Genomic DNA, 23883 nt, shown 5'->3' on the forward strand with positions numbered 1-23883 from the left:
TTCGGTTCACTTGGCCTGCTGCGAGACCTGAGCGATCTCGAAGACCTGCGGAGTCTGCGGGGTGTGCGGGTGCTCGGCGCCACGGTAGATGTGGAGACGATCCAGCTGCACCTTGGACAGACGGTTCTTCGGCAGCATGCCCTTGACGGCAGCCAGGATGATGCGCTCCGGCTTGTTGGCCAGCAGCTCAGCGTAGGAATCGCGACGCAGGCCACCCGGGCGACCGGAGTGCGAGTAGAGTTCCTTGCCCATCTTGTTGCCGGTCAGAGCGATCTTGTCGGCGTTGATGATGATGACGTGGTTGCCGGAATCGGCGTGCGGCGCGAAGGTCGGCTTGTTCTTGCCGCGCAGGAGCACGGCGGCCTGAGTGGCCAGACGGCCGAGCACGACGTCGGTCGCGTCGATGATGTACCAGTCGTGAGTCAGATCAGCTGGCTTCGGAGTGAAAGTTTTCACTGGTGTACCTTTTCTTGACTATTGTGTTCCGGGTTTCCGCCGCCCGACGGCGCACTTGGTTAGGGCACGCGCAACGAGAGGCTTCGACCTCATTATCCGTGGGCTCCCTGAAAGTCCTCGATGGCGAGTGGGAAAGCGCTTTGAAGGACCCCTTAGGGAAACACAACAATCTACTAGTGTATCGCCGGCCTTGACATTTTTCCGGGCGTGTCGGCTGCGCCGCCCGCCCGCCGAGAGGCCGGAATAACTGAAGGGGCGGCCGGAAACACGAAGTTTCCGGCCGCCCCTCGCATCTGAAGAAGTGCAGCGTTCGGTTCTGTCGTCGATCAGTCGTTCATGATCGCGGCGAGCTGCTGCAGCTTGCTGTTGTCGAACAGTTCCTCCAGCGGCACGACGTTGAGATGCTCGTCGGCCAGCGGGATGCGCCAGTTCGGATACTCGTTGTTGGTGCCCGGCTGGTTCTGCGCGCGCTTCTCGCCGACAGCGTCGGTGATGGACGCGGCCAGCAGCTTGCACGGAGAATCCTGCAGCGCACGGTACATGGCCTGGATGATCTTCCACTCGTTGGCCTGTTCGTCGGCCAGCAGCGACTCGTCCAGATAGCCGTTTTCGACCAGCATGTCCATCATCGCGCGGTGTTCGGCCTGCGCGGACTTTTCGAACTCCTCCTTCGGGCCGGTGAGCAGGCCAAGCTGCTCGCGCAGCTTGACGTGCTCGTACTCGAGGTAGCCGGCGACCGGCGGTAGATCATGCGTGTTGACCGAGGCGAGCGCGTACGGGCGCCAGTCGGCGGGAGCGCGGAACTTGCCTTCGAACTGCTCGAACCATTCGACCGCGCAGCCGAGGATGCCGTGCGCGGACAGCGAGTCGGCCACGTATTCGGGCACAACGCCGAGGTCCTCGCCGACGACCACGCCGTCGACACGGGACGCTTCAAGCGCAAGGATGCCGAGCATGATGTTCGCGTCGTAGTGCACGTACGTGCCGTCGATCGCGGTCTTGCCGGCCGGGATCCACCACAGTCGGAACAGGCCGAGGATATGGTCGATGCGCACCGCGCCGGCCTTGGCGAACATGCCGTGCACCATGTCGCGGTACGTGCGGTAGCCGGTGCGTTCTAGGTCGATCGGGCTCAGCGGCGGCTGGCTCCAATCCTGGCCCTGCTGGTTGAACATGTCCGGCGGGGCGCCCACGGTCGCGCCCTTGGCGAAGCGCTCCGGATACCACCACACGTCGGCACCGAGCGGGTGCACGCCCACGGCCATGTCGGACATCACGCCGATGCGCATGCCGGCGTCGCGGGCCGCGCGCTGCGCGTCCTCGAGCTGGTCAACGGCGACCCATTCCATCCAGCGATAGAAATCGAGCGTGTCCGGGTACTGCTCGCGCAGCGCCTTGACCTCGGGCGAATCCTTGGTGTAGGTCCGCTCCCAGTTGCCGGCCTCGCCGGTCGGTGCGCCCCACTTGTCGTAGCACAGGCACCACGTGGCGTACGCTTCCAGCTCGTCGCCCTGTTCGGCCTTGTATGCGTCGAACGCGGCCTGACGTTCCTGGCCGCGGCCGGCCTTGAACACGATCCACAACGCGCCCATCTTGGCCCGCCACATGGCGTCGCGGTCGATGAGCTGCGAATCGCCGTTGAGCGGTTCGACCTGCGAGCGCAGCTCGTTGACCTGCGCGGCCTGCTCGTCGCTCAGCAGTCCGAATTCCTCGATGGATTCGGGGCGGATGTACGTGAAGTTGACGAAGCGGCGCGATACCGGCAGGTACGGCGACGGGGTGAGCGGGGAGACCGGCTCGCCCGCGTGCAGCGGGTTGACGAGGATGAAGTCGGAGCCGGTTTTCTTCTTGGCGCCGACGAGCATGTTCTTGAGATCTTCGTAGTCGCCCACGCCCCACGATCCGGCGGAGCGGATCGAGTACAGCTGGGCCATCCAGCCCCACAGGTGGCCGGATTTCATCTCGTCGAGCAGCGGGACGCGTTCGGGCGCGCTGATGAGCACGGCGTCCTGCGTGCGCTTGCCGACGGTGACGTGCAGCGTGTGGTAGCCGGCGGGCAGGTCGTCAGGCAGTTGGATGGACGCGGTGGCGATGAATTCGTCGTTGATGACGTATGCTTGCGATCCGTCGCCCGCGCCGACTTCGATCTTGCCGGCGTATTCCTCGCCGTTTTCGAGCGTGATGCTGGCGGACGGCACGGTGAGGATCGGAGTGTTGACGAGCACGGAGTCCTGCTTGCCGACGACGTGCAGCACGGTGGGCGGCACGAGTCGGGTGCGGCGTTCGTCCAGCACGCGTTTGATGGATTCGTCGATGGCCTCGTCCGTGGAGGCTGCGATGCCCAGCGCGGCAAGCACTGCCACCAGGACATCATCCTTGATCTCGTGGTAGTCGTTGGACATGCCGACGTAGCTCGTGGCCACGCCGACAAGCTTTGCAAGACGGATCAGCGGACGCGCCAGACGTTCGGCGCTTTCGGTTCTCTCTGTCATACTTCCATAGTGTATGACTTGGCCTAGGCCGCCACGCTAGACAAAACGCGGAAAAAGTCCACTCCTTGGGAAAATTAGCGGAACGTTCAACTCAATTATGACATCGTTTGCCGTCCGCAGCGCAACCCGGCCCGGTTCAGCGTCGCGAAGCGGCCGCCTTCGCCACCACCGGATCGGGGTCGCCTGCCAGCCGTTCCAGCGTCTCCGGAGCCACGTTCGGGTTGAGCGCCACCGCGCGGCGTACCATCGACGTGAGCACGGCGGGCGCACCCTGTTCGCTCTCCACGCCGAAACGGCTCAGAAAATCGAGCGTTTCCGCGTCGACGTCCGGATTCTGGGCGCCCTCGAGCCGCATCTTCCACGATGTGCGCTTGTTGCGCAGCGCGATGTCGCGCACCTCCGGCACCGGATCCTTGGTGAGGCGGCCCACCAGCCAGTTCTTGTCGTCCGTATTGGCGGCCACTGCTTTGCGCACGTTTGCGTCCTCGTCGACCGACAGTTTGACCAGCACGTTCGGGAACGGCATCGTTTCGGCGAGCATGATGCGGTCCTCGACCGGCGTGTGCGGGTTGCCGGCCACGGCTTCGAGCAGTGCGGTCGCGCGCGAGAACGCCGCCTGATCCGACTTGTCCGGCAGCGGTCGGCGCGCGAACTCGGACAGTTCGGCCGGGTCGACGGAGTGGCGCAGGCGCTCGTACGTGGCGGTCAGCGGTTCGAAGTCGTCCGGCACGGCGTGCCGCTGGTCGGTCTGCACTTCGGCCTGATCGGATTGAGCCTGCGGATCGGTCGGTACGGACTGTTCGGGCTGCGCGTTTTCGTTCTCATCGGTCATGCGTACCAGCATAACCCGGGCCCGCTCCCCCGCCACCCGTCCGGCGCATGCACGGTTGTCGCCCGCACGGTCATCGTCGCGCGACCGTCGCAACGCAAAACGTCACAGTGCGAAACGCCACAACGCAAAACGTCACAACGCGACCGGCCGGTTCACCGTGTCAAGCGGTTCCGGCGTAATCGTCGCGTTGAACGTCTCCCGCACGCGCGCTTCGAAATCGGCCGCACGGTCGGCCGGCAGCGCGGCGCGCAACGTCACGCGGTCCGTGTACTGCTCGTCGTCGGCCAATCCGTCGCAATCGGCGAGCAACCGCTGGAACTGGGCGAGCTGCGGGTACTCGAGCCGCACCGCGTAGCGCGCGCACGGCACGATCCGCGCCAGCTTCGCCGCCTTGACCGCGATCGACGCGCCGGTCGAATACGCGCGGATCAGCCCGCCCGAACCGAGCAGGATCCCGCCAAAATAGCGGGTTACCGCGACCACGCTGTCGGTCAGATTGTTCTGCCGCAGCACGTCGAGAATCGGCTTGCCGGCCGTGCCGGACGGTTCGCCGTCGTCGCTCATGCGCTCTACCAATCGCCCGTCCGACCCGCCGCACACGGCCGCGTACGCGACGTGGCGCGACTTCGGATGCTGCTCGCGAATCGTTTCGACGAACGCGAGCGCCTCGTCGAGCGAGTCGATGTGGCACGCGTCGCCGATGAATTCGGACTTTTTCTCGACGAACGAGTCGTGCGCGGGCGCGTCGGCGGTGTTCAAGATGGTCTGCATCGTTTGCATAACGATTCAGTGTACTGGCGGCCCGCCCTGCGCGCCGATCGTCGCCCGCTCATCGCCCAGCCTGCCACTCTCCTTTTCTCGGCTCCCCTTGCCAGGGAAGCTGGCCGCGAAGAGGACTGAGGGGTAGTCAGAACCCGTCGCCCTGCATACACACACTACTTGCCGGACGACTGCTGCGCCGCCCGTTCGGCGGTGATATTCCATTCGTGCACAACGTTGCGGTCCGCGCCCATCGAATAGATGACGTTTGCAATGCGCTCGCGCACGGCCGCATCCTGCGTCTCGTTCCAGCACGTGCCGTCGGGGTGGTCGGAGGCGAGCGAGCACCACTGGTATTTGCCACGCGTTTCGTTAGCGCTAGGCGTCCAGTCGATGCGGCTAACGCGCCACGTGCCGGACTGTCCTTTTTTGCCGGCGAACTGGATGCGCGCGGTGACACCCTGGTTGTTGACGATCGTGTCGGGCGTGTCGGCCGATTCGGTGACGGCGTTGCCGAGGCCGTAGATGATCCACGTGCCGTTGTAGTGCTCGATCGGCTGCGCGCAGTGGCAGCCAGCGCCGTAGATCACGTCGAACGCGCCCGTGTCGGCGAGTTCGTGCGCTTCGGACTGCTGCCACGAGTCGGCGTAGTCGAGGTATTCCTGCACGGAATGCATGGCGATGGCGACCACGTCGGCGCCCTGCTCGCGCGCGGCCTTGGCTTTGGCGACGGCGCGGTCGATGTCGGACTGGTGGTGAGGGTCGCCGCTTTCGCGCAGACGGTCGATCTGCCAGTCATGGTCGGCGGTCATGCCGTTGAGCGAGACGGTGCCGGTGACGAGGCCGAGTTTGCCGCCGCCAGTCGGAGAGTCGATGACAAGCGGCTTGGTCGAGTCCGCTTCGGTCTTGTACGAGCCGGTTTGCGCGATGCCGTCGGCTTCGAGCGTGTCCCACAGGCGGGCGATACCGGCCGTGCCCTGATCCCACGAATGATTCGTGGCGTGCGTGCAGGCGCGGTAGCCGACATGTGCTGCCGCGTCGGCAACTTCGGGCGGTATGTTGAAGACCGGGTAGCCGGTGTACGGGCCGCCGCGTTGCGCGATCGGGGTTTCGAATTCGCAGATCGCGATGTCGGACGCGTCGATGTACTTGCGCATCGGCTCGAACAGGCCGGTGAAGTCGAACGCGGTGCCGTCGGTGGCGGTCGGGTTGACGGCGTACTGGTTCCACAGGCCGGGGTGAAACAGCAGGTCGCCGTTGACGAGGATGGAGATGCAGTCCGTGTCGGGGCAGTCGGGCGAGTTGCCGTGATGTTCGGCGGCGGGTTTGGGCGCGGCCGTGTTTTTGTCGAGCGTGGTTGAGCCGGAGTTTGTTGCGCCGTTCGCGTTGTTTGCGCCGGTTGTGCCGCCGTTTGCCGATGTCTGCGACTGCGCCGATGACTGCGACTGCTGACTGCCGGGGCCGAACCAGCCGTTGCGCTGCGCCTGATCGGCGATCGCCCAACCGACCGCACAGATCAACGCGACGGCTAGCACGAGCAGCGGCAGGATCGGCGACGCGACGGTCGTCGCACGATGACGGCGCGTTGCGTGACGAGCGTGGGCGGGACGGGCGGAATTTCCGGGAACGTCGGCGGCGGAACGATGATCGGCTGCAGCAAGCCGGGCATCATAGTCGATCCGACTGTTGCGCCGTGCGGCTCCGTTCTGTGCATCGGCATGAGTCGTCCAGTTTTCCTGATCGCGCAGATCATCACCCTGCGCCGCATCTCCCGTACGACCCATGGCACACCTCGCCTTCCATCGTGACGCCGCCATCTTCAGCAACACCGCAATCTGCTCTTCTCTTGCATTCAAGACTACCGGCATTGGTCGTCTGCTCCATGAAACATTTCACGCCGTGTACTTGGCAACAATCGTTTGACGTAACACTTTTCCGATATTTGTCTCAGAAAACAGACGCCATTCTTGGCGTTTCACGGCATCAAGCCGGTAGAATAATCCACGGAGACGGACGGACAAGGGCGTACCTCCGGCTCCGCTTACTACGTAGTCAACGCCCGCTTCCTCCCCCGAACGGGGTCTTCCACCCTTCGCCGCGCATGACGGCATCAATACACCCGTCATATCGGAATCGCGCTGCGCGCGATGCTGTGCTGTTGGCGGCCTTCGGCCGCGACGCTCCCCCACCCGGCTCCGCCGGGAGCCCCCTCAACCGAGGGGGCCTGCAAGGCGTGTTATAGGGTTTGGCTTCAAGACCGTAGAACCACACGATGCTGGGCCTGCAAACGGACAGCCTTCGGCTAACTGTGTTTGTTGGCTCGCTGCCGCTCGCCCCTCACCCACGAACGCCTCTGATGCTGGCGGCAGCCTCGCCCCCTCGGATAGGCCGAGCCGTGAAGAAAACAGTCCAGTGGACTGTTTTTAGGCGAGGAGCGAGCGATAGCGAGCCAGCAATAACGCTCGCGAAGCGAGTCCATAATTGCAGGACGCTGTCAGCGGTAGCGGTAGCTGCCGCCAAGACAAGTGTTCAACGCACTACGAAGCTGGCGGAGCCTCGGCCCCCTCGGCTGAGGGGGCTGTCGACCGCTAGGTCGACTGGGGGAGCGTCGCGGCGCAGCCGCCAACAACACAGCATCGCGCAAAGCGCGATTCCAATACAACCGGCGCCACCACCAACAAAAGAGTGGGAGCCCCACAAGGAAAACTCCCACTCAATGGTCATTGACGATCAGCAGCTCGCTACTTCAGGCTCTGCCAGGCAACACCCTCCTGACGCCAACCGGCAGCACCGACCTTGTCGTACTCGACCTTGTTGGTCGTGTACACATGCTCGCCACTATTCGGGTTGTACAGACGATACACATTCACACCGGCAGTGGAATCCACATACCAGGCGACGCCCTCGTCCTTCCAACCAAGCTTGACGAGGTGATCATGCTCGGCCTTGTTCATCGTCCAGTTATGGTTGCCATCACGACGGTTGTACTCGCGATACACCGGACGCAGGTTCTTGTTGGACGCGTCGGCCTTCACGGCCTTGAACGAGACACCCTCATCACGCCAACCAAGCTTGACCAGATAGTCGCGCTCGGCCTTGCTCGTCGTGTAATGATGCAGACCGGAATTCCGGTTGTACACGCGGTACACGGGGACAGCGGTCACCGACGGAGTCGACGGCTGTTCAGGCTCACTCGGTTCGGACGGTTCGCTCGGCTCAGAAGGCTCGGACGGCTGGCCGGGATTGGACGGCTCACTCTTCGCCTTCACCGTCACCACACGAGTCACCGTGGCCGTGTTACCGGCCTTATCGGAGATCGTGTAAGTCAGCTTGTACTCACCCGGCTTGGCAGTGTCGACCGTACCCTCGACCTTGATCGCCTTGGTCAGATCACCATCAGTCTCATCCTTCGCCGTCACACCAGACAACGGATCAAACGCGGCATTCTGATCAACGGTCACGTCAGCAGCACCAGTAATGACGGGCTTGGTGGTATCCGGCTTCGGTTCAACCTTCGCCTTCACAGTCACCACACGAGTCACCGTACCCTTGTTACCAGCCTTATCGGAGACCGTGTAGGTCAGCGTATAGGTACCAGCCTTCGACGTGTCCACCGTGCCCTCGACCTTGATGCCCTTGGTCAGATCACCATCCACGTCATCCTTCGCGGTCACACCAGACAACGGATCAAACTTAGCATTCTGATCAACAGTCACGTCAGCAGCACCCGCGATGACCGGCTTGGTCGTATCCGGCGTCGGGGTCGGATTCTCCTTCGGCTCGACGGTCAGACTGTTCCACTTCATGCCACCCTGATACGTGACCGCAAGGTAATAGTCGGCCGGAGTCACGTTCTCGGGAACCGTGACCGTCACCGTGCCCCGAGCGGACACCGTGGCCTTATCCGCCAACGTGACACGACCCGAACCATCCGAGACGCCCTTGCGCTGCAAGTACACGCCAACCGTCGCACCCGGCTGCAAACCAGACACCGCATCACCATCAGCGGCCGCAAACACGGCAGCCGCACGAACCTTGTTCCGTGAACCGGTATCAGAGCACGCGACCGTGATCTCAACCTGCACGCCCGGACGCACCGGATCATTCGGCACGATGCACGAGGACCAATTCTCCTGCGTGAACTCAGTATCCTTGGCAGGCACCACGTTCACCACACGAGACCAACGCGTCTTATGACCGACCTTGTCGGACACGGTGTAGTTCAACTCATACAAGCCAGGCTTCGTCGTATCCACCGTACCGGTGATCGAGAGGCTCTTAGTCAGATCGCCATCGGTCTCATCCGACGCGGTCACGCCAGAGAGCGGATCAAACGACGAGGCATTCAAGCTCACCGACGTGTCATCAGCACCCTTAATCACAGGAGCCTTCACATCGGTCAACGTGAACGAATCCCACATGACCTTCGACGGATCAGACAACGGAACCACCACAACACGATTCTCACCAACACGGAACTGGTTATCGGAAGCACCAAAATTGTCCTTGGCACCATTCTGATCAAGAGTGAGCGTTGCCGGATTACTGTACACGCCGTTATACGACTGCCTAACGTAGTAGGCCACTTGCGTGTTGGAGTATGCCTTACCCAGATGCAACGTGAAATAAACCCAGACATATGATTCGTCTTCCGGTCCGGGCTTAATCGTGGTTTCGACCAGACCGTCCACCTTGTTTGTTGCGGTCAACTTGCTCTCTGGCACCGACGGCATCACCACCGTCACCGTTTTACGGGCGGTTGCAACATACCCCCGCGCGTCGGTCACACGATAGTCAACCGTATACTTGCCCAGCTTCGACGTATCCACATTGCCCGACGCCTCGATCTTCGACGTCAAATCATTACCAGTAGCATCCGTCGCAGTAATATCCGGCTTCAACGGATCAAACCGGGAACCCAACTCAACCGCGAGCCTAGTGATGGCTAACCCGTTGAACTTCGGCGACTGCGAAGCATTCACCTTCACGTCAACAGGCTTACGCAAATCAATAACCGCAACACCACTCAAGTCGTCGGTCCGATAAGGAGAAACCTTCAGCGAAGTGACCGACTGGTCGGCGAACGCCTTGGCAAGCAGATCATCCAGAGCCTGCTCATTACCAGCAGCCTTCTCCTTCAGCGTGAACGTCGCCTCGCCGGACGCGGGAATACGCAACGGAACCAACGACACCGCACGACCCCAGTCACACGACGTAGCCGAACACGCCATCACATACAACGAACCACTAAAATACCGCTGATCAGAAAGACTCTTCCACCGTGCCGGATACGCGCGCAAACTCAGATTCCTCGCCTCATCGGCAGTATTCGCCGTATACGACAACGCAACCGGATAGGCCGAGGATGCCGAACGCCACTGGGCATACAGTTTGCCACCCGCTGGATACTTCACCCCGCCATCCGCAGTCTTCGGCAAACCACCCGTCAAATACCCCTTCCACTGATAGTTCACCCTATTTTCCACGAAGTCATACCAGTCGCCAGTACCGTCAGCCTTCGAATTCCAACCATAAAAAAGCCGAAACTGACCATTAACCATATATCGGTTGTCAGTGGAAGGAACCAGAGACTTGTTCTCCGTCGACAGGTCCGGCGTCCAATCGTCCCCATTGCGTGTGCCCTTGACCACCGGGTTCGCATCCATGCCATTCGGCGTGTGACCATCCCAATTCCAGTCAAGCGTGACGTCGCCAGCCGACTCGCCGGCAGCATACGCGGGAGAGGCCACGAGCACGCCCGTCAGCAGCATCGCCAACGCGCACACGAATCCGACCACTCTCCCCAGTATTCCCGTATGAAGATAACGCACTCCCATGAGCGCCTCCCTAATCCCTCTAGAAACCCTAGAAATCCTTCGCAAGACACGTCACCACAGGCCCGCGCCTCACGAAACAACGCTAATGAGGGGGGGGGGGGACTCGTCACCCACCTTTAGTCCAAGCCGAGGATCGCGAGCATTGCAGCGCAATACGAAAAACGACGGCAACGCGCCGCTTCCGCACTCGTCGGACTTCAGGAACGCTTTTAAACAAGCACTCATCACAATTCACGAGACAAGACCGTCGGAAGCAGACTCTTCGTATTTCGGCATGCGCGCCAACGCACACGTCACCGCTCAACAAATATCACCGTTGCCGAGCGAATTGTGTCAGCACCGTGTCATCGGATGTTGATTTCCGGCAATTCCACATGGGACAAATGGCGGAATTTCAACGAAAACAAGAAGAGCGAATGACGGGAGTCGAACCCGCCTCTACAGCTTGGGAAGCTGTCGTTCTACCGATGAACTACATTCGCAGGCGGCGCTTTTGGCGCACGAGTGGACAGTATACCAGACCTCCCCCGCCCCCAAAGCCGGCTGTCCATAAACGACGGCTCTTCGCGTCAACTTCGCACTTACTTAACAGAGCTTCGTATCAACTTAACAGCTTTGCGAAGTTGCTGTTAAGTTATGTTAAGATGATACGAAGTTAGATTACGAAGACCAACGGGCGGAGGCGGAGCCATGGATGCGCAGGACGTCAAACGACTCATTCTCGAGATGCGACAGATTGGCAACGATACGCAGTCCTGCGAGGTGAAGGAGGCCGGACAGAAGATCCCCTCCAGCATCGTGGACACCTTGTCCGCTTTTTCCAATGGCAATGGCGGCATTATCATTCTTGGCGTATCCGAGAAAAACGGATTCACACCGGTTCCACGGTTCAACGCTCGCGCCATGCAGGAGGCGTTGAGCGCCGAGTGCGACAAGTTGACTCCGAGCGTCCGCCCCGACACAACAATCATCCCGTTCGAGGGAGTGAACATCCTCGTAGCGGAGATTCAGCCCATGCCGACCGCAGACCGCCCTTGCTATGTGACGGCGCGCGGCCGTTATCAGGGCTCCTATATACGCACCGGCGACGGAGACAGGCGACTCACTCAATATGAGGTCGACCGCATGATCGAAAACCATATGCAGCCGCGCTTCGACGACGAGATCGTATCTGAAGCGACCATCGATGATCTGGATCACGTCATGGTGTCCCAGTTCCTCGCCCGCCAACGCATGCTGCATCCGAGGATTTTCGCATCCCGCGACGACCAGACCATTCTTGTCAACATGCACGTCGCCAAGCATGACGATCATGGCATATTGCGGCCCACACTTGGCGGGATCATGGCCTTGGGGTCGTTCCCCCAGCAATTCTTCCCGCGTCTTAATGTCACATTCACCGCTTTCGCCGGAGTCACCAAGACGGAAACCGTGGACGACGAGCGGCGCTTTCTGGACGCAAGCACCATTGTTGGGCCGATACCCATGATGATCGATGATGCGTTAAATGCTGTGGCTAAGAATATGAAAACCGGAGCCGTCATCGAAGGTGCGTTCCGCAAGGACATGCCCGACTATCCGCTGAAGGCCGTGCGCGAGGCCGTCGCCAACGCACTCATGCACCGTGACTATTCCCCCGACGCCCGCGGTTCGCAAGTGCAGGTCAACCTGTATGCCGATCGTCTCGAAATCCTCAACCCCGGCGGACTGTACGGCAACGTCACCATAGACAATCTAGGGACATCCGGCATTTCTTCCTCTCGCAACCAATTCCTGTCCAACATCCTCGAAACAACGCCATATCCGAACGGAGGATTCGTGGTTGAAAACCGAGGAACCGGCTACCAAGTCATCGAAGAAGAACTGCAGAACGCCCTCATGCCCGAGCCTAAACCGCTCAGCACACTGTCGTTCTTTTCTCTGACCTTCGATAAAAGAAGAGTCACCAGCAACGAAAGGCAACTCACCAATACGGGCAGCGTCCCCGAGGCCATCGTCGCGCTGCTGCGCCAGCACAGTTCCGCAAGCACCCGCGAAATGGTAGAAGCATCGGGATTGTCGAGATCCACAATCGCCGCCAACCTGCGCAAGCTTGTCGAAGATGGCATCGTCGAACCCACACAACCCGGCCGCAGCCCCAAACAACGCTATCGGTTAACGAGATAGAACACGAGGCGCTTGCGCACTGTTTCACGTGAAACGCGTTACACATACAACCTCTGCGAATTCACACCGCGAACGCCGGCGACCTACTATGGAACCGCAATCACGCCGAGAACGACCAACACGCAGAGAGGAGGCCCGCCAATGCCCAGAATTGCGATCTGCGATGACAACGATACGGACGCCGCATACGTGCGCACGCTAGTCGAGCGGTGGGCCGCCGTCCGCGCCGTCGAAGCGGCGGTCGAAACGTTCCCGTCGGCCGAGCGGTTCCTCACTCGATACGAGGAGCACCAGGACTTCGATATCCTGCTGCTCGACGTCGAAATGGGCGCGATGGACGGCGTCGAACTCGCGAAAGCCGTGCGCCGCAACAGCAAAACCGTGCAGATCGTGTTCATCACCGGCTATTCGGACTACATCGCGGAAGGCTACGACGTCGAGGCGCTCCACTATCTCATGAAGCCGGTCGACGAGCGCAAACTGTTCGATGTGCTCGACCGCGCGGTCGTCAAGCTGAGGCAGAACGCGCGCTGCCTGAACCTGCAGTGCGCGGAGGGACTCGTACGCATTCCGCTGTACGACATCCGCTATCTCGACGTACGCCAGAACTACGTGACCGTGCATGCGAGCCGCGACTACACGGTCCGTCGGTCGCTCAGCGAATTTGAGAACGAGCTGAGTCCGGAGTTCTTCCGCGCCGGCCGCGGGTTGATCGTCAATCTCAAGCAGATTCGTCGCGTGACGAAACGCGACGTGCTGCTGGCCGACGGCACGTCGCTGCCACTGCCACGCGGCGCGTACGAACCGCTGAACCGCGCGATCATCGAACGCACGTAGCAGCCAACGACAGGCGACCGTCACAGCCGCCGACGTATGCAGTCGGCGCAACGTTCGCAGCGTGCACAACGTTCGCACGTATCGGATTGACAGCACCGGTCACGAGACCATACGCACGGCCCGCACAACACCATTCGAAGACAACGACGGACATCGCAAGCAGAAGGGAGCGTCGCGCATCATGTTCGACCTGTTTCATCGCAAACGCAAGGCCGCGGACCGCGCGCTGGCCGCGTACCAGCGCGAGCTGATCGACACGCACTATCGCGAGGTCGACACGATGTACACGAAGATGCGCATGTGGCGGCACGACTACCGCAACCATATCCAGACGCTGAAAGCGTTGGCCGCGAACGACGACTTGGCCGGCATCCGCGACTATCTCGACAAGCTCGACCACGAGCTGATCGTGCTGGACAGTCCGATCAAATCCGGCAACGCGATGGCCGACGCGATCCTGAGCAGCAAGATGGCGCTGGCCGAATCGCGCGGCATCAATGTGCACGTCGACGCGCATATTCCGATCAAACTGCGCATGTCCGAACTGGACCTGTGCTGCATCCTCGGCAACCTGTTCGACAACGCGATCGAGGCGAACGCCGGCCTGCCGCCGAGCGAACGCATGATCCGCGTGTACATGGACATGAAGGGGTCGCAGCTGTACGTGTCGTTCACGAACGCGACGGCCGCAGGCAAGCAGCGCAAGGAGCATGGCCGGTTCCACACCACGAAGCGCGGCAAGGACCACGGTTTCGGCCTGCTGCACATCGACGAGATCGTCGAGGCGGCGGGCGGATATCTAAGCCGCAATTCGGAGGACGGCGCGTTCACGACGGAACTGCTGCTGCCGCAGGAGTGACGTGCCGGCGCGCCAATGTGCGGTGCGTGCAGTTCGTCACTGATTTTCGACGATTCGTCACGGATTCCGCTCGCAGCGTGCGATCGCGGGCTATCACTGGATGGTAGATGAGCGAAAGGATCAGTGATGACTGAAACGAACAGCACCCCCGCCGCACCACCAGAACGCAGGCGCTACTCCATATGGGACAACACCAAGTTCATGCTGCGCCTGGCGCGCGAATCGGTGCCCAGCGTGCCGGTGCTCGCAGTGGTGCTGGCCGTGGCGGCGGCCACGCGCACGACGGTGGAGATGTTCGTCGCCCCGGTGATCCTGCGCCAGATCGAAACACACGCGCCGCTGAACAGCCTGTTGCTGGCGATCGTCGGTTTCACGCTGCTGCTGGTGCTGCTGGCGGCCGGCCACGACCTGTGCGAAACGTACACGTCGCTCGGCCGCATCAGCGTGCGCATCCGGCTGTTGGAGAAGATCGGGCTGAAAACCGCAAGCACGTCGTACATCAACACGTTGGACGCGGCGTTCCGCGCGAAGGAACGCAAGTCCACGCAATCATGCTCGGGCAACAACACCGCGAGCGAACAGGTGTGGACCACGTACACCGAACTGCTCACCAACGTCATCGGTTTCGTGATCTACCTGACCGTGCTGTCCGGTTTGAACGGCTGGCTGATCGCGCTCGTACTGGTCACGGCCGTGGCGAGCTACCTGTCCGGCAAGCGCATCAACGAGTGGGGTTATCGTCATCGCGAGGAGGAGCAGACGGCGTTCGGCCGGTTCGACTATCTGCAGAGTGCGGCGAGCGGACGCGACTATGCGAAGGATCTGCGTATCTTCGGCCTGCGTCCGTGGATCGTCGAGCTGCGCGCGGGCGCGATGCGCACGTTGCGCGCGTTTTACGCGCATCGCGAGCGCACGACCGTGTGGGCGAACGTGATCGATGTGGTGCTCACGTTCGCACGCAACGGCGTCGCGTACGCGTATCTGATTTGGCTCACACTCGCGCAGGGACTGCCCGCGTCGCGGTTCCTGCTGTATTTCACGGCGGTCGGCGGGTTCGCGACGTGGATCACCGGCATGCTCGACCAGTGTTCCGAACTGAACAAGGAGAGCCTGGAACTTGCGCAGATCCGCGAGTTTCTCGATTGGCCGGAACCGTACGATTTGGACGGCGGGGAGCGTCTCGCCGCGCGGCCGGGTCACGTGTACGAACTGCGTTTGGACCACGTCTCGTTCCGATATCCGGGCGCGGACCGCGACACGCTGCACGACGTGGACCTGACGATCCGGCCGGGCGAGAAGATCGCCGTGGTCGGCCTGAACGGTGCCGGCAAGACCACGATGATCAAGCTCCTGTGCGGCTTCCTCGACCCGACCGCGGGCCGCGTCCTGCTGGACGGGCATGACATCCGCGAGTACAACCGGCGCGACTATTACACGCTGTTCGCGGCCGTGTTCCAGGACTTCTCCGTGCTCGACACGACCGTCGCCCAAAACGTCGCCCAACGACTCGACGGCATCGACCGCGACCGCGTGCGCGCCTGCTTGAATGAGGCGGGCTTGACCGAGAAAGTCATGTCCCTGCCCGGCGGTCTGGACGCGCACATCGGACGGCAGATCTACGAGGACGGCGTCGACCTGTCCGGCGGGCAGACGCAGCGGCTCATGCTCGCCCGCGCCCTGTACAAGAACGCGCCGATCCTGCTGCTCGACGAGCCGACCGCCGCACTCGACCCAATCGCCGAGAACGACATCTACGAGCACTACAACCGCATGACCGCGGGCCGCACGAGCGTGTTCATCAGCCACCGGCTCGCCTCCACACGCTTCTGCGACCGCATCCTGTTCATGAAGAACGGGCGCATAAGCGAACAAGGCACCCACGAATCGCTCCTCGCCGCCGGCGGCGACTACGCGCAGCTCTTCAACGTGCAAAGCAAGTACTACCAAGACGACACGGACGCGAACACCAACGCCGGTACGGCAGACGCAGCATCCGGCGCGACCGACACGACAGTCAAGAAGGCCGACAGCAATGAGTGACGAAACCGACACCACAACGTCCCGCAAGGACGCAACCACATCCGGCGAGGCGGACAACCGCACGCCCAGCACCAGCACAACCAACGCAATCGACCATCAGCCCGCCGCTCGCCCGCAACCGTGGCGCTACGAACTGCGCGCGATCGGCATCTGGTGGAAGCTCCAACCCAACTGGTTCGTCGCCACCGTGCTGGACGCACTGTGCAAGGCAGCCGCCCCATACGCGACCATCTGGTTCTCCGCGCAGCTCATCAACGAACTGGCCGGCCGACGCGATCCGAACGTCCTGCGTTCGTGGGTGATCCTCATCCTCGCGACCACGGTCGTGCTCGCACTGGCCAGCGCCGCCTGCCATCACTGGAAGCAGGCGGAGGACGCGATGTCCGAAGTCAACGGCAAGCTGCCGGTCGCCGACAAGCTCATGGATCTCGACTTTCCGATCGCCGACGACCAGCGCACGTACGACACGGTGTCCAGTATCCGCCAAAACGACAATTTCACCGGCCGCGGCCTGACGGAAAGCATGCTGATACTGAACGACGCGCTGCCGGCCGTCTTCCAGATCGCCGGCGGCGTCGCGCTGTCCGCGTCGCTGTTCACGTCACCCGTGCCCGCGGACGGCGGTTGGCTGACGCTGCTGAACAGCCCGTGGTGCGCGGTGCTGATGGTCGCCGTGCTGCTGGGCGACATCGCACTGTCGTCCGCCTGCTACGAATACGGTGATCATTTCTGGGTCAATTTCGCGGAGGCCGGCCGGTTCGGCAACCGCGTGTTCAGTTTCTTCGGCGCCCTGTTCGCGAACGACAAGCGCGCAATGGACTGCCGCATGTACGGCCAGTTCGAGCGCGTCGCAATCCCGTTCTGGCGGGCGAACAACTCGTTCGACGCGCACTCCCCCGCGATGCGCGGCGTGCTGTGGCCGCTGACGTTGTGGAAGTCGCTGTCCGTGGCGATTTCCACGATGCTGATCGGCTTCGTGTACGCGTTCGTGTGCCTGAAGGCGTGGGGCGGCGCGTTCGGCGTGGGTTCGGTGACGCAGTACGTGGGCGCGATCACGACGACGTTCACCGGCTTGTCCGCACTGCTCAGGTCGATCGGCCGCGTGCGCAACAACGCGCCGTTCCTGAAGACCGTGTTCGATTTTCTTGATACGCCGAACACGATGTATCAGGGTTCGCTCACGACGGAGAAGCGCGCGGACCGGCAGTACGACGTGGAGTTCCGCGACGTGTCGTTCCGCTATCCGAACGCACCGGCCGGCCAGTGGGCGCTGCGGCACGTGAATCTGAAGTTCAAGGTCGGCTCGCGTCTTGCGGTGGTGGGCGAGAACGGCAGCGGCAAGACCACGTTCATCAAGCTCTTGTGCCGCCTGTACGATCCGACTGAGGGCGAGATTCTGCTCAACGGGATCGACATCCGCAAGTACCGGTACGACGAGTACCTGCGCATCTTCTCGGTCGTCTTCCAGGACTTCCGTCTGCTCGCCCTGCCCTTGGGGCAGAACGTGGCGTGCGCGGCCCGCTACGACCGGGAGCTCGCCGCCGACTGCCTCGTGAAGGCCGATTTCGGCGACCGGCTCGCCTCCATGCCGCAGGGTTTGGACACGAGCCTGTACAAGGAACTCGACCAACACGGCGTGCAGGTGTCCGGCGGCGAGGCGCAGAAGATCGCGATCGCGCGCGCCCTGTACCGGGACGCGCCGTTCATCATCCTGGACGAGCCGACCGCCGCGCTGGACCCGATCGCCGAAGCGCAGATCTACGCGAAGTTCGACGAGATCGCCGGCGACAAAACCGCCGTGTACATCAGCCACCGCCTGTCCTCGTGCAAGTTCTGCGACGACATCGCCGTGTTCGACCACGGCAGCATCGTCCAATACGGCACCCACCAGCAACTCGTCAACGAGCCGGCCGGCAAATACCACCAACTCTGGCACGCCCAAGCCCAGTACTACACCACCAGCAACTAAGCGATTCGGCTTTCAGTAGCGAACTTGCGGCTGCTGGGCGTAGCCGGCGTTCATGCCGATCGACTGGGCGCGCATCTCCTGCGCCATCTGCATCAGACGCGCGATGCGCTGGTCGGTCGGCGGGTGGGTCGAGAACAGCTTCAACAATCCCTCCGCGGAGAACGGGTTCGCGATCATCATCGCCGAAACCGACTGCGTGCCCGCCGTCTGCGGCATCGGATTCGCCTCCGCACCGTACGAGATCTTGTTCAGCGCGGACGCGAGCGCCTCCGGGTCACCGGTCAGGCGCGAACCGTCCTCGTCTGCGTCGAATTCGCGCGTGCGCGAAATCGCCATCTGAATCAGCGACGCGGCGATCGGCGCGAGAATCATGCTCAGCAGCACGCCGACCGCGCCGAGCGCGCCGCCACCGTCGTTGTCGCGGTCGTCGCGTGAACCGCCGCCGAAATACATGAGCGAATAGCCGAGGTACGTGATCACCGTCGCCATTGCGGACGCGATCGCCGACGTGAGAATGTCGTGATTGTACACGTGCATGAGCTCGTGGCCGAGCACGCCGCGAATCTCGCGTTCGTTGAGCATCTGCAGGATGCCCTGCGTGCAGCACACCGCCGCATGACGCTCGTTGCGGCCCGTCGCGAACGCGTTCGGACTCATCGTGGGCGCGATGTAGATGCACGGCATCGGCTTGCCGGCCTTCGCGCTCAGCTCGCGCACGATGCGATACAGCGCGGGCGCCTCCGCTTCGGACACTTCGCGGGCGCGCATGGACGCGATGGCGAGCTTGTCGGAGAACCAGTAGGAGCCGAACGTGGTGGCCAGGCCGATGACGATGTAGAAGCTCAACGTGCCGCGCTGGCCGCCCGTGGCCCACCAGATGAGCATGATGATGCCCCACATCAACGCGAACAACAGCGTTGTTTTCAGGCCGTTGCAATGGCCGTGCACCCGCAGTTTGCCAGTCATAATGCTCACAGTAAATTCACTGTCTGTACGTTGGCTGGACGGAAGCCGGACGGGCGCGCCCAATCCGCTACGGGCGGAATCGGCGCGTTGGACATCGCCACGTCGACGACGAACCCGGCAAGCTCGTCGAAACAGACCAAACCAACAAGCCGAACAACAAAAGTGCGGGGCGAGGAATCACATCCTCCGCCCCGCACTGTCATTGGCGGTTCGAGAACAGCTCGTTCAACAAGCCGTTACCACGTCGGCCGCGCACCGCGATCTCGTCCTGCTGATCGCACCGCGCAGCACCGCACAGCATCACGCGTGCGCAAGCTGGCGCATCTGCTCCGGGTCAATGACCTTCTTGTGCTCGCGGCCTTCCTTCGCACCTTCCGCGCGCTCGAACGCGTCGACCTTCTTCCAGCCGGCGAAGTCGATCGGCTTGATGCCGCGGCTTTCCAGCAGTCGGTCAATGGACTCCGGGTCACGATCGGCCGCCACGCGGCCACCTTCCGCAGCCTTGGCGAGATCCTCGAGCATGTTGGTCACGATCATCAGCGCATCGGACTTGGTCGAGCCGATCAGGCCGACCGGACCGCGCTTGGCCCAACCGGTCGCGTACAGGCGTTCGCGCACTTCGCCGCCGTCCGCGGCTGTGGTGATACGGCCGTCGCCGTTCGCGTTGGCCAGATGCGCGCCCTTCTCGTCGTACACGATGCCGGGCGCTTCGGCCGGCTTGTAGCCGATCGCGTGATACACGGCCTCGACCGGGTAGTCGGTGAACTCGCCGGTGCGATGCATCTTGCCGTCGGCGCCGGTTTCGGTGCGCTCGACGCGGATCGCCTTGACCTTGCCGTCCTCGCCGAGGATTTCGGTCGGGGCGGAGTTGAAGTGGACGTAGTACTTGCGGTCGGCAGGATTGCCCTCGAAGTCGACGTCGCCGTCGTCCTCCATGTCCTCGGCCATCTCGCGGATCGTGAACAGCTCCTCGACCATCTGGCGGGTGAGCTTGTCCTTGCCGGCCACCTCGATGGTGTCGTCGTCGAGTTCGAAGTCGTCCTCGTTGATGATGAGCTGCACGCCGGGCAGCTTCTCCATCTCGCGCAGCTCCTGCACGCTGAATTTCGCCTGCGCGACGCCGCGGCGGATGAACAGGTGCAGCACCTTGGCCTTGTTCCGCTGGATGCCCTCGTACACGTTGTCTGGAATGTCGGTCTTGGCCTTGAGGTCGTCCGCGTTGCGCATGAGCTCGCGGGCAACGTCCATCGCAACGTTGCCACCGCCGATCACGGCCACGTTCTCGGCCGTCAGCGGCCACTCGCGGGCGCCGGTCGGATAGCCGTCGTACCACTCGACGAACTTGGCCGCACCGTACACGCCGTCAAGGTCCGCGCCGGGCAGGCCGAGCGGCTTGTCCTTGACCGCGCCGGTGGCGAACAGCACCGCGTCGTAGCGGGCGAGCAGCTCGTCGAGCGTGACGTCCTTGCCGAATTCCACGTCGCAGTACAGGTGAATGTCGGGGTTGTCGAGCGTCTTCTCGAGCGCGTCGGCGATGAACTTGATGGACGGGTGGTCGGGGGCCACGCCGTAGCGGACCAGGCCGAACGGCACGGGCAGCTTCTCGAACAGGTCGATGCGGGCCTTGGTGCCGAGGCCGAGTTCCTCGCCGAGCTTCTTGAGCTGGCGAAGGAAAATATCGGAGGAGTACACGCCGGCCGGACCGGCGCCGATCACTGCGATGCGCAGTTCGTTCTCGTTGGTATTCGAAGATTCAGTCACGCGTTCCAGCCTATCGCAAGCCGCCGAATCGGGAAAGAGTGATTTTCGGTGGCCTGTTCCCTTATTCCCGGTCGAACAGGGCCGTGAGGGCCCAGAGGATGCTCACCACGTCGATGGCCTCCTGCAGGAACGCGCCAATCACCACCGGAATGAGGTTGAACGCGGCGGCGACCATGCCAACCACCGCGAGGCCCAACCCGAGCAGCACGGCCTGTAGCATCACGCGTTTGGTGCGGCGGGCGATCGCAATGGCCTGCGGTACGGCGGCGATGTCGTCGTTCATGATGACCACCTGCGCGGATTCCGAGGCGGCGGTGGACGTGCCGTCGGTCATGGCCACGCCGATGTCCGCCACGGCAAGCACCGGGGCATCGTTCACACCGTCGCCCACCATCATCGTGACGGGCGTGGCCGCCTTGACCGCCGCGACCTTGTCCTCCGGGAACAGTTCGGCGTGCACCTCGTCAATTCCCACTTCACGCGCGATGATTTCCGCCGAAGCGCGCTTGTCGCCGGTGAGCATGGTGAGCTTGGAAACGCCAAGCCTGTGCAGTGCGGCGAGCGCGGCTTTGGCGTTCGCGCGCGGCACGTCGCGCAGCACGATGCGCGCGATCAGTTGTCCGTCGATTGACACGTACGACGCCATTTCGTCCGGCGCCAGCATGCCGAATCGCGCGCGCGTGGCCTCCTGTGACTGTGATGCGGCGGCCGCGGCCACCGGCTGGAATCCATCATCGCGCGCGTCCGCGAACGACAGCCGCCCGACGCGCACCGCATGCCCGTTCACCGTTCCGCATATGCCGCGTCCCGATTCCTCGCGCACGTCCTTCACCACCGGCAGATCGGCCCCATGCCCAAGCCCGAACGCCCGACTGGCCGCGGCATCATCGCACTCCCGCTGTCCGTCCGCGAACCGCGCGTGCAGCCTCGCCGCGGCGGCCGCCCCGGCCTTCGCGATGCCGCGCGAGAGGATATGCACCGAATATCCTTCCACCACGCCGGCCATCATCAGCACATGGTCCTCATCCAGCCGCGTCTCAACCCCCGGCAGCATGTCCACGCGCACGACCTGCGGCTGCTTGACGGTCAGCGTGCCGGTTTTGTCGAAGAACACGTGCGTGACCTGTCCGAGCCGTTCGAGCACGTCCTGCGTTTTGATGAGCACGCCGGCCGCCGCGAGCCGCCCAGTTCCGGCGATGTACGCGACCGGCGCGGCGATGAGCAGCGGGCACGGCGTCGCGAGCACGAGCACCTGCGCGAATCGCGTCGGCACGCCGGACACGGCCCACGCAACACCGGCGATGATCAGCGACAGCACGGTGAACGGCACGGCGAGCCGGTCTGCCGTGCGCACGACAGCCGGACGCGACTCCTGCGCGGACGTCACGAGCGCGAGAATACGCTGATACTGCGAGTCGGCGGCACGCTTGGTCACGCGCATGGTGAGCGCGGTCGCGCCGTTGACCGCGCCGGACATGACGCGAGCGCCCGCGAACACTTCGCGCGGAACCGGTTCGCCGTTGATAGCGCTCAGGTCGAGCGTGGCGGAAACGGACATGAGTTCGCCGTCGACCGGCACGGTTTCGCCCGGCAGCACGACGATCACGTCGCCGACACGCACGTCGTCGACCGGAATGGTGCGCAGATGCCGCGCGTCCGCGATTTCACGGCTATCGGCGGAGGCCGTAGCGGACCGACGCACGGCGATATCGGACTGACGCACGGCCGGGCCGCACTCTTGCGGATGCCGACCGGTGATGGCGCAGACCGCATCGCGCCCAGCCGCGGTCGCATTGCGCCGTTGCACCGAGCCGTCTGCCGCGCCGGCACGCCCCCGCGGCCCCGATCCTCGCAGATCGACTGCCGGTACGGCACCGGTCTCCCCTGGCGCCCCGTTCACTCGTCGGAAGCCGTCATCGGACACAGCGGAACGCATGCCATCCCCGGTACCGGACGTCCTCGGCATACCGTCACGCTGCCCCCGTCCCACGCCCGGCAGCGAAACCACGTGCGCAGTCTGCGGCGCAGCCTGCAGCAGCGCGGTCAGACTGTGTTCGGCTTTGGCCTGCGCGTATTCCTCGATCGCCTCGCCGGACGAAATCATGAGCATGACCGCCCAGCTCGCCCAGTATTCGTGCACGGCGACGGTCGACAGAATCGCGACGACGGCCAGCAGGTCGACGCCGACCTGGCCGTGGCGAATGTCGTCGATCATGCCGCGGACCGTGTCGAATACGACGACCAATACCAGCGCGATGATCAGCCACTGGCCCACGCCAGGATCGCCCAAGATCGGCAGATGCACGGGATCAATTGGAGCCGCGACGTCGCCGATCGCCGCGTCGACACCGGCGCCGGCGACGCGGCCGGCACTGAAACCGATCGCACTGCCGGCCGCAAACCACGGACGCCACTCCCCCAGCAACGCCAGCGGCACGGCCGACGCGACGACCACGGGCAGCATCGGCACGAGTCGGCAGATGCGGAGGACAGCTTTGAAGAATCTGATGATGAGCTCTCTCATCACACGCTCCTTACGCTCGCATACGGGCCGATCGTGGCGGCGGTGCGAACGCGGGTATGCAGTCGCGTGACCGGCCTCGATCGGCGGTTCGGTCACGCCTTGTTAACCCACCGGCGGCTTTGCCCGGCAGCCCGCTGAACGCTGGACCGCCTCGCGCACCCTTCCGATACACGGCGTAAAGATGACATATTCAGTTGTTCGTTTTCATCATACCCGAGGCCTGCGACTTCGGTCTGCCACTGAGTCCGCGTTCGTGCCGTACCGTTCGCGCACAGCCGTATGGGCATGACAAAACGACCGTAAGTCGGCGGGATCATCGTGATCCCGACTCACTTACGGTCGTTTTGTCAATTCGCGCGACTGTCAGTTTCCCTGACCGTCGGCC

General features: G+C 62.9%; 14 protein-coding genes and 1 tRNA gene. 5 read left to right on the forward strand and 10 right to left on the reverse strand.

Annotated features, from left to right (window positions below):
* Positions 1 to 6: 6 nt before the first annotated feature.
* From rplM to BBIA_RS05170, 7 genes are all read right to left on the reverse strand, one after another.
* Positions 7 to 456 (reverse strand): 50S ribosomal protein L13, encoded by a 450-nt coding sequence (gene rplM / locus BBIA_RS05140; RefSeq protein ID WP_033493889.1) that lies wholly within the window; start codon positions 454 to 456, stop codon positions 7 to 9.
* Between the two features lie 326 nt (positions 457 to 782).
* The gene (gene malQ, locus BBIA_RS05145) at positions 783 to 2948 is read right to left on the reverse strand and encodes a 4-alpha-glucanotransferase (RefSeq protein WP_033493887.1); all 2166 of its coding nucleotides are present in this window, start codon (positions 2946 to 2948) and stop codon (positions 783 to 785) included.
* A gap of 136 nt (positions 2949 to 3084) precedes the next feature.
* On the reverse strand, positions 3085 to 3780 hold the full coding sequence (locus BBIA_RS05150) for an AbrB family transcriptional regulator (RefSeq protein WP_033494031.1): 696 nt from the start codon (positions 3778 to 3780) through the stop codon (positions 3085 to 3087).
* A 132-nt stretch (positions 3781 to 3912) separates the two neighbouring features.
* Positions 3913 to 4551, reverse strand: coding sequence for an IMPACT family protein (locus BBIA_RS05155; protein ID WP_033494029.1), 639 nt, complete (start codon positions 4549 to 4551; stop codon positions 3913 to 3915).
* Positions 4552 to 4715: 164 nt separating this feature from the next.
* A complete protein-coding gene (locus tag BBIA_RS05160; RefSeq protein WP_238548445.1) occupies positions 4716 to 6323 on the reverse strand; it encodes a CapA family protein in 1608 nt (535 codons plus the stop codon).
* A gap of 957 nt (positions 6324 to 7280) precedes the next feature.
* Positions 7281 to 10376, reverse strand: a complete 3096-nt coding sequence (locus tag BBIA_RS15050) for an immunoglobulin-like domain-containing protein (RefSeq protein WP_033494350.1) — start codon at positions 10374 to 10376, stop codon at positions 7281 to 7283.
* A 411-nt stretch (positions 10377 to 10787) separates the two neighbouring features.
* Positions 10788 to 10858 (reverse strand) — tRNA-Gly (locus BBIA_RS05170).
* 208 nt (positions 10859 to 11066) lie between these two features.
* On the opposite strand from BBIA_RS05170, the gene BBIA_RS05175 reads away from it, so the two are divergent.
* The 5 genes from BBIA_RS05175 (at position 11067) to BBIA_RS05195 (ending at position 18247) form a co-directional block, all read left to right on the forward strand.
* Entirely contained in the window at positions 11067 to 12542 is a 1476-nt protein-coding gene (locus BBIA_RS05175; RefSeq protein WP_033494349.1) for an ATP-binding protein, read from the forward strand.
* Between the two features lie 141 nt (positions 12543 to 12683).
* Positions 12684 to 13379 (forward strand): LytR/AlgR family response regulator transcription factor, encoded by a 696-nt coding sequence (locus tag BBIA_RS05180; protein ID WP_081892045.1) that lies wholly within the window; start codon positions 12684 to 12686, stop codon positions 13377 to 13379.
* Between the two features lie 61 nt (positions 13380 to 13440).
* Positions 13441 to 14238, forward strand: coding sequence for a sensor histidine kinase (locus tag BBIA_RS05185; protein WP_238548446.1), 798 nt, complete (start codon positions 13441 to 13443; stop codon positions 14236 to 14238).
* Positions 14239 to 14364: 126 nt separating this feature from the next.
* Entirely contained in the window at positions 14365 to 16278 is a 1914-nt protein-coding gene (locus BBIA_RS05190; protein WP_081892047.1) for an ABC transporter ATP-binding protein, read from the forward strand.
* Positions 16271 to 18247: an ABC transporter ATP-binding protein gene (locus BBIA_RS05195; protein ID WP_081892049.1), complete on the forward strand. Its 1977-nt coding sequence runs from the start codon at positions 16271 to 16273 to the stop codon at positions 18245 to 18247. The genes BBIA_RS05190 and BBIA_RS05195 overlap by 8 nt, the downstream gene beginning before the upstream one ends.
* 12 nt (positions 18248 to 18259) lie before the next feature.
* On the opposite strand, the gene htpX is transcribed toward BBIA_RS05195, so the two are convergent.
* The 3 genes from htpX to BBIA_RS05210 all read right to left on the reverse strand — a co-directional run bounded on the left by htpX (position 18260) and on the right by BBIA_RS05210 (position 23498).
* Positions 18260 to 19213 carry a zinc metalloprotease HtpX gene (gene htpX / locus BBIA_RS05200; protein ID WP_033494348.1) on the reverse strand — a complete coding sequence of 318 codons (954 nt, stop codon included), beginning with the start codon at positions 19211 to 19213 and terminating at the stop codon, positions 18260 to 18262.
* Between the two features lie 300 nt (positions 19214 to 19513).
* Positions 19514 to 20974, reverse strand: coding sequence for an FAD-dependent oxidoreductase (locus tag BBIA_RS05205; protein ID WP_033494347.1), 1461 nt, complete (start codon positions 20972 to 20974; stop codon positions 19514 to 19516).
* A gap of 61 nt (positions 20975 to 21035) precedes the next feature.
* Positions 21036 to 23498, reverse strand: coding sequence for a heavy metal translocating P-type ATPase (locus BBIA_RS05210; RefSeq protein ID WP_033494346.1), 2463 nt, complete (start codon positions 23496 to 23498; stop codon positions 21036 to 21038).
* Positions 23499 to 23883: the final 385 nt, after the last annotated feature.

Source organism: Bifidobacterium biavatii DSM 23969 (genome assembly GCF_000741165.1).
GTDB lineage: Bacteria > Actinomycetota > Actinomycetes > Actinomycetales > Bifidobacteriaceae > Bifidobacterium > Bifidobacterium biavatii.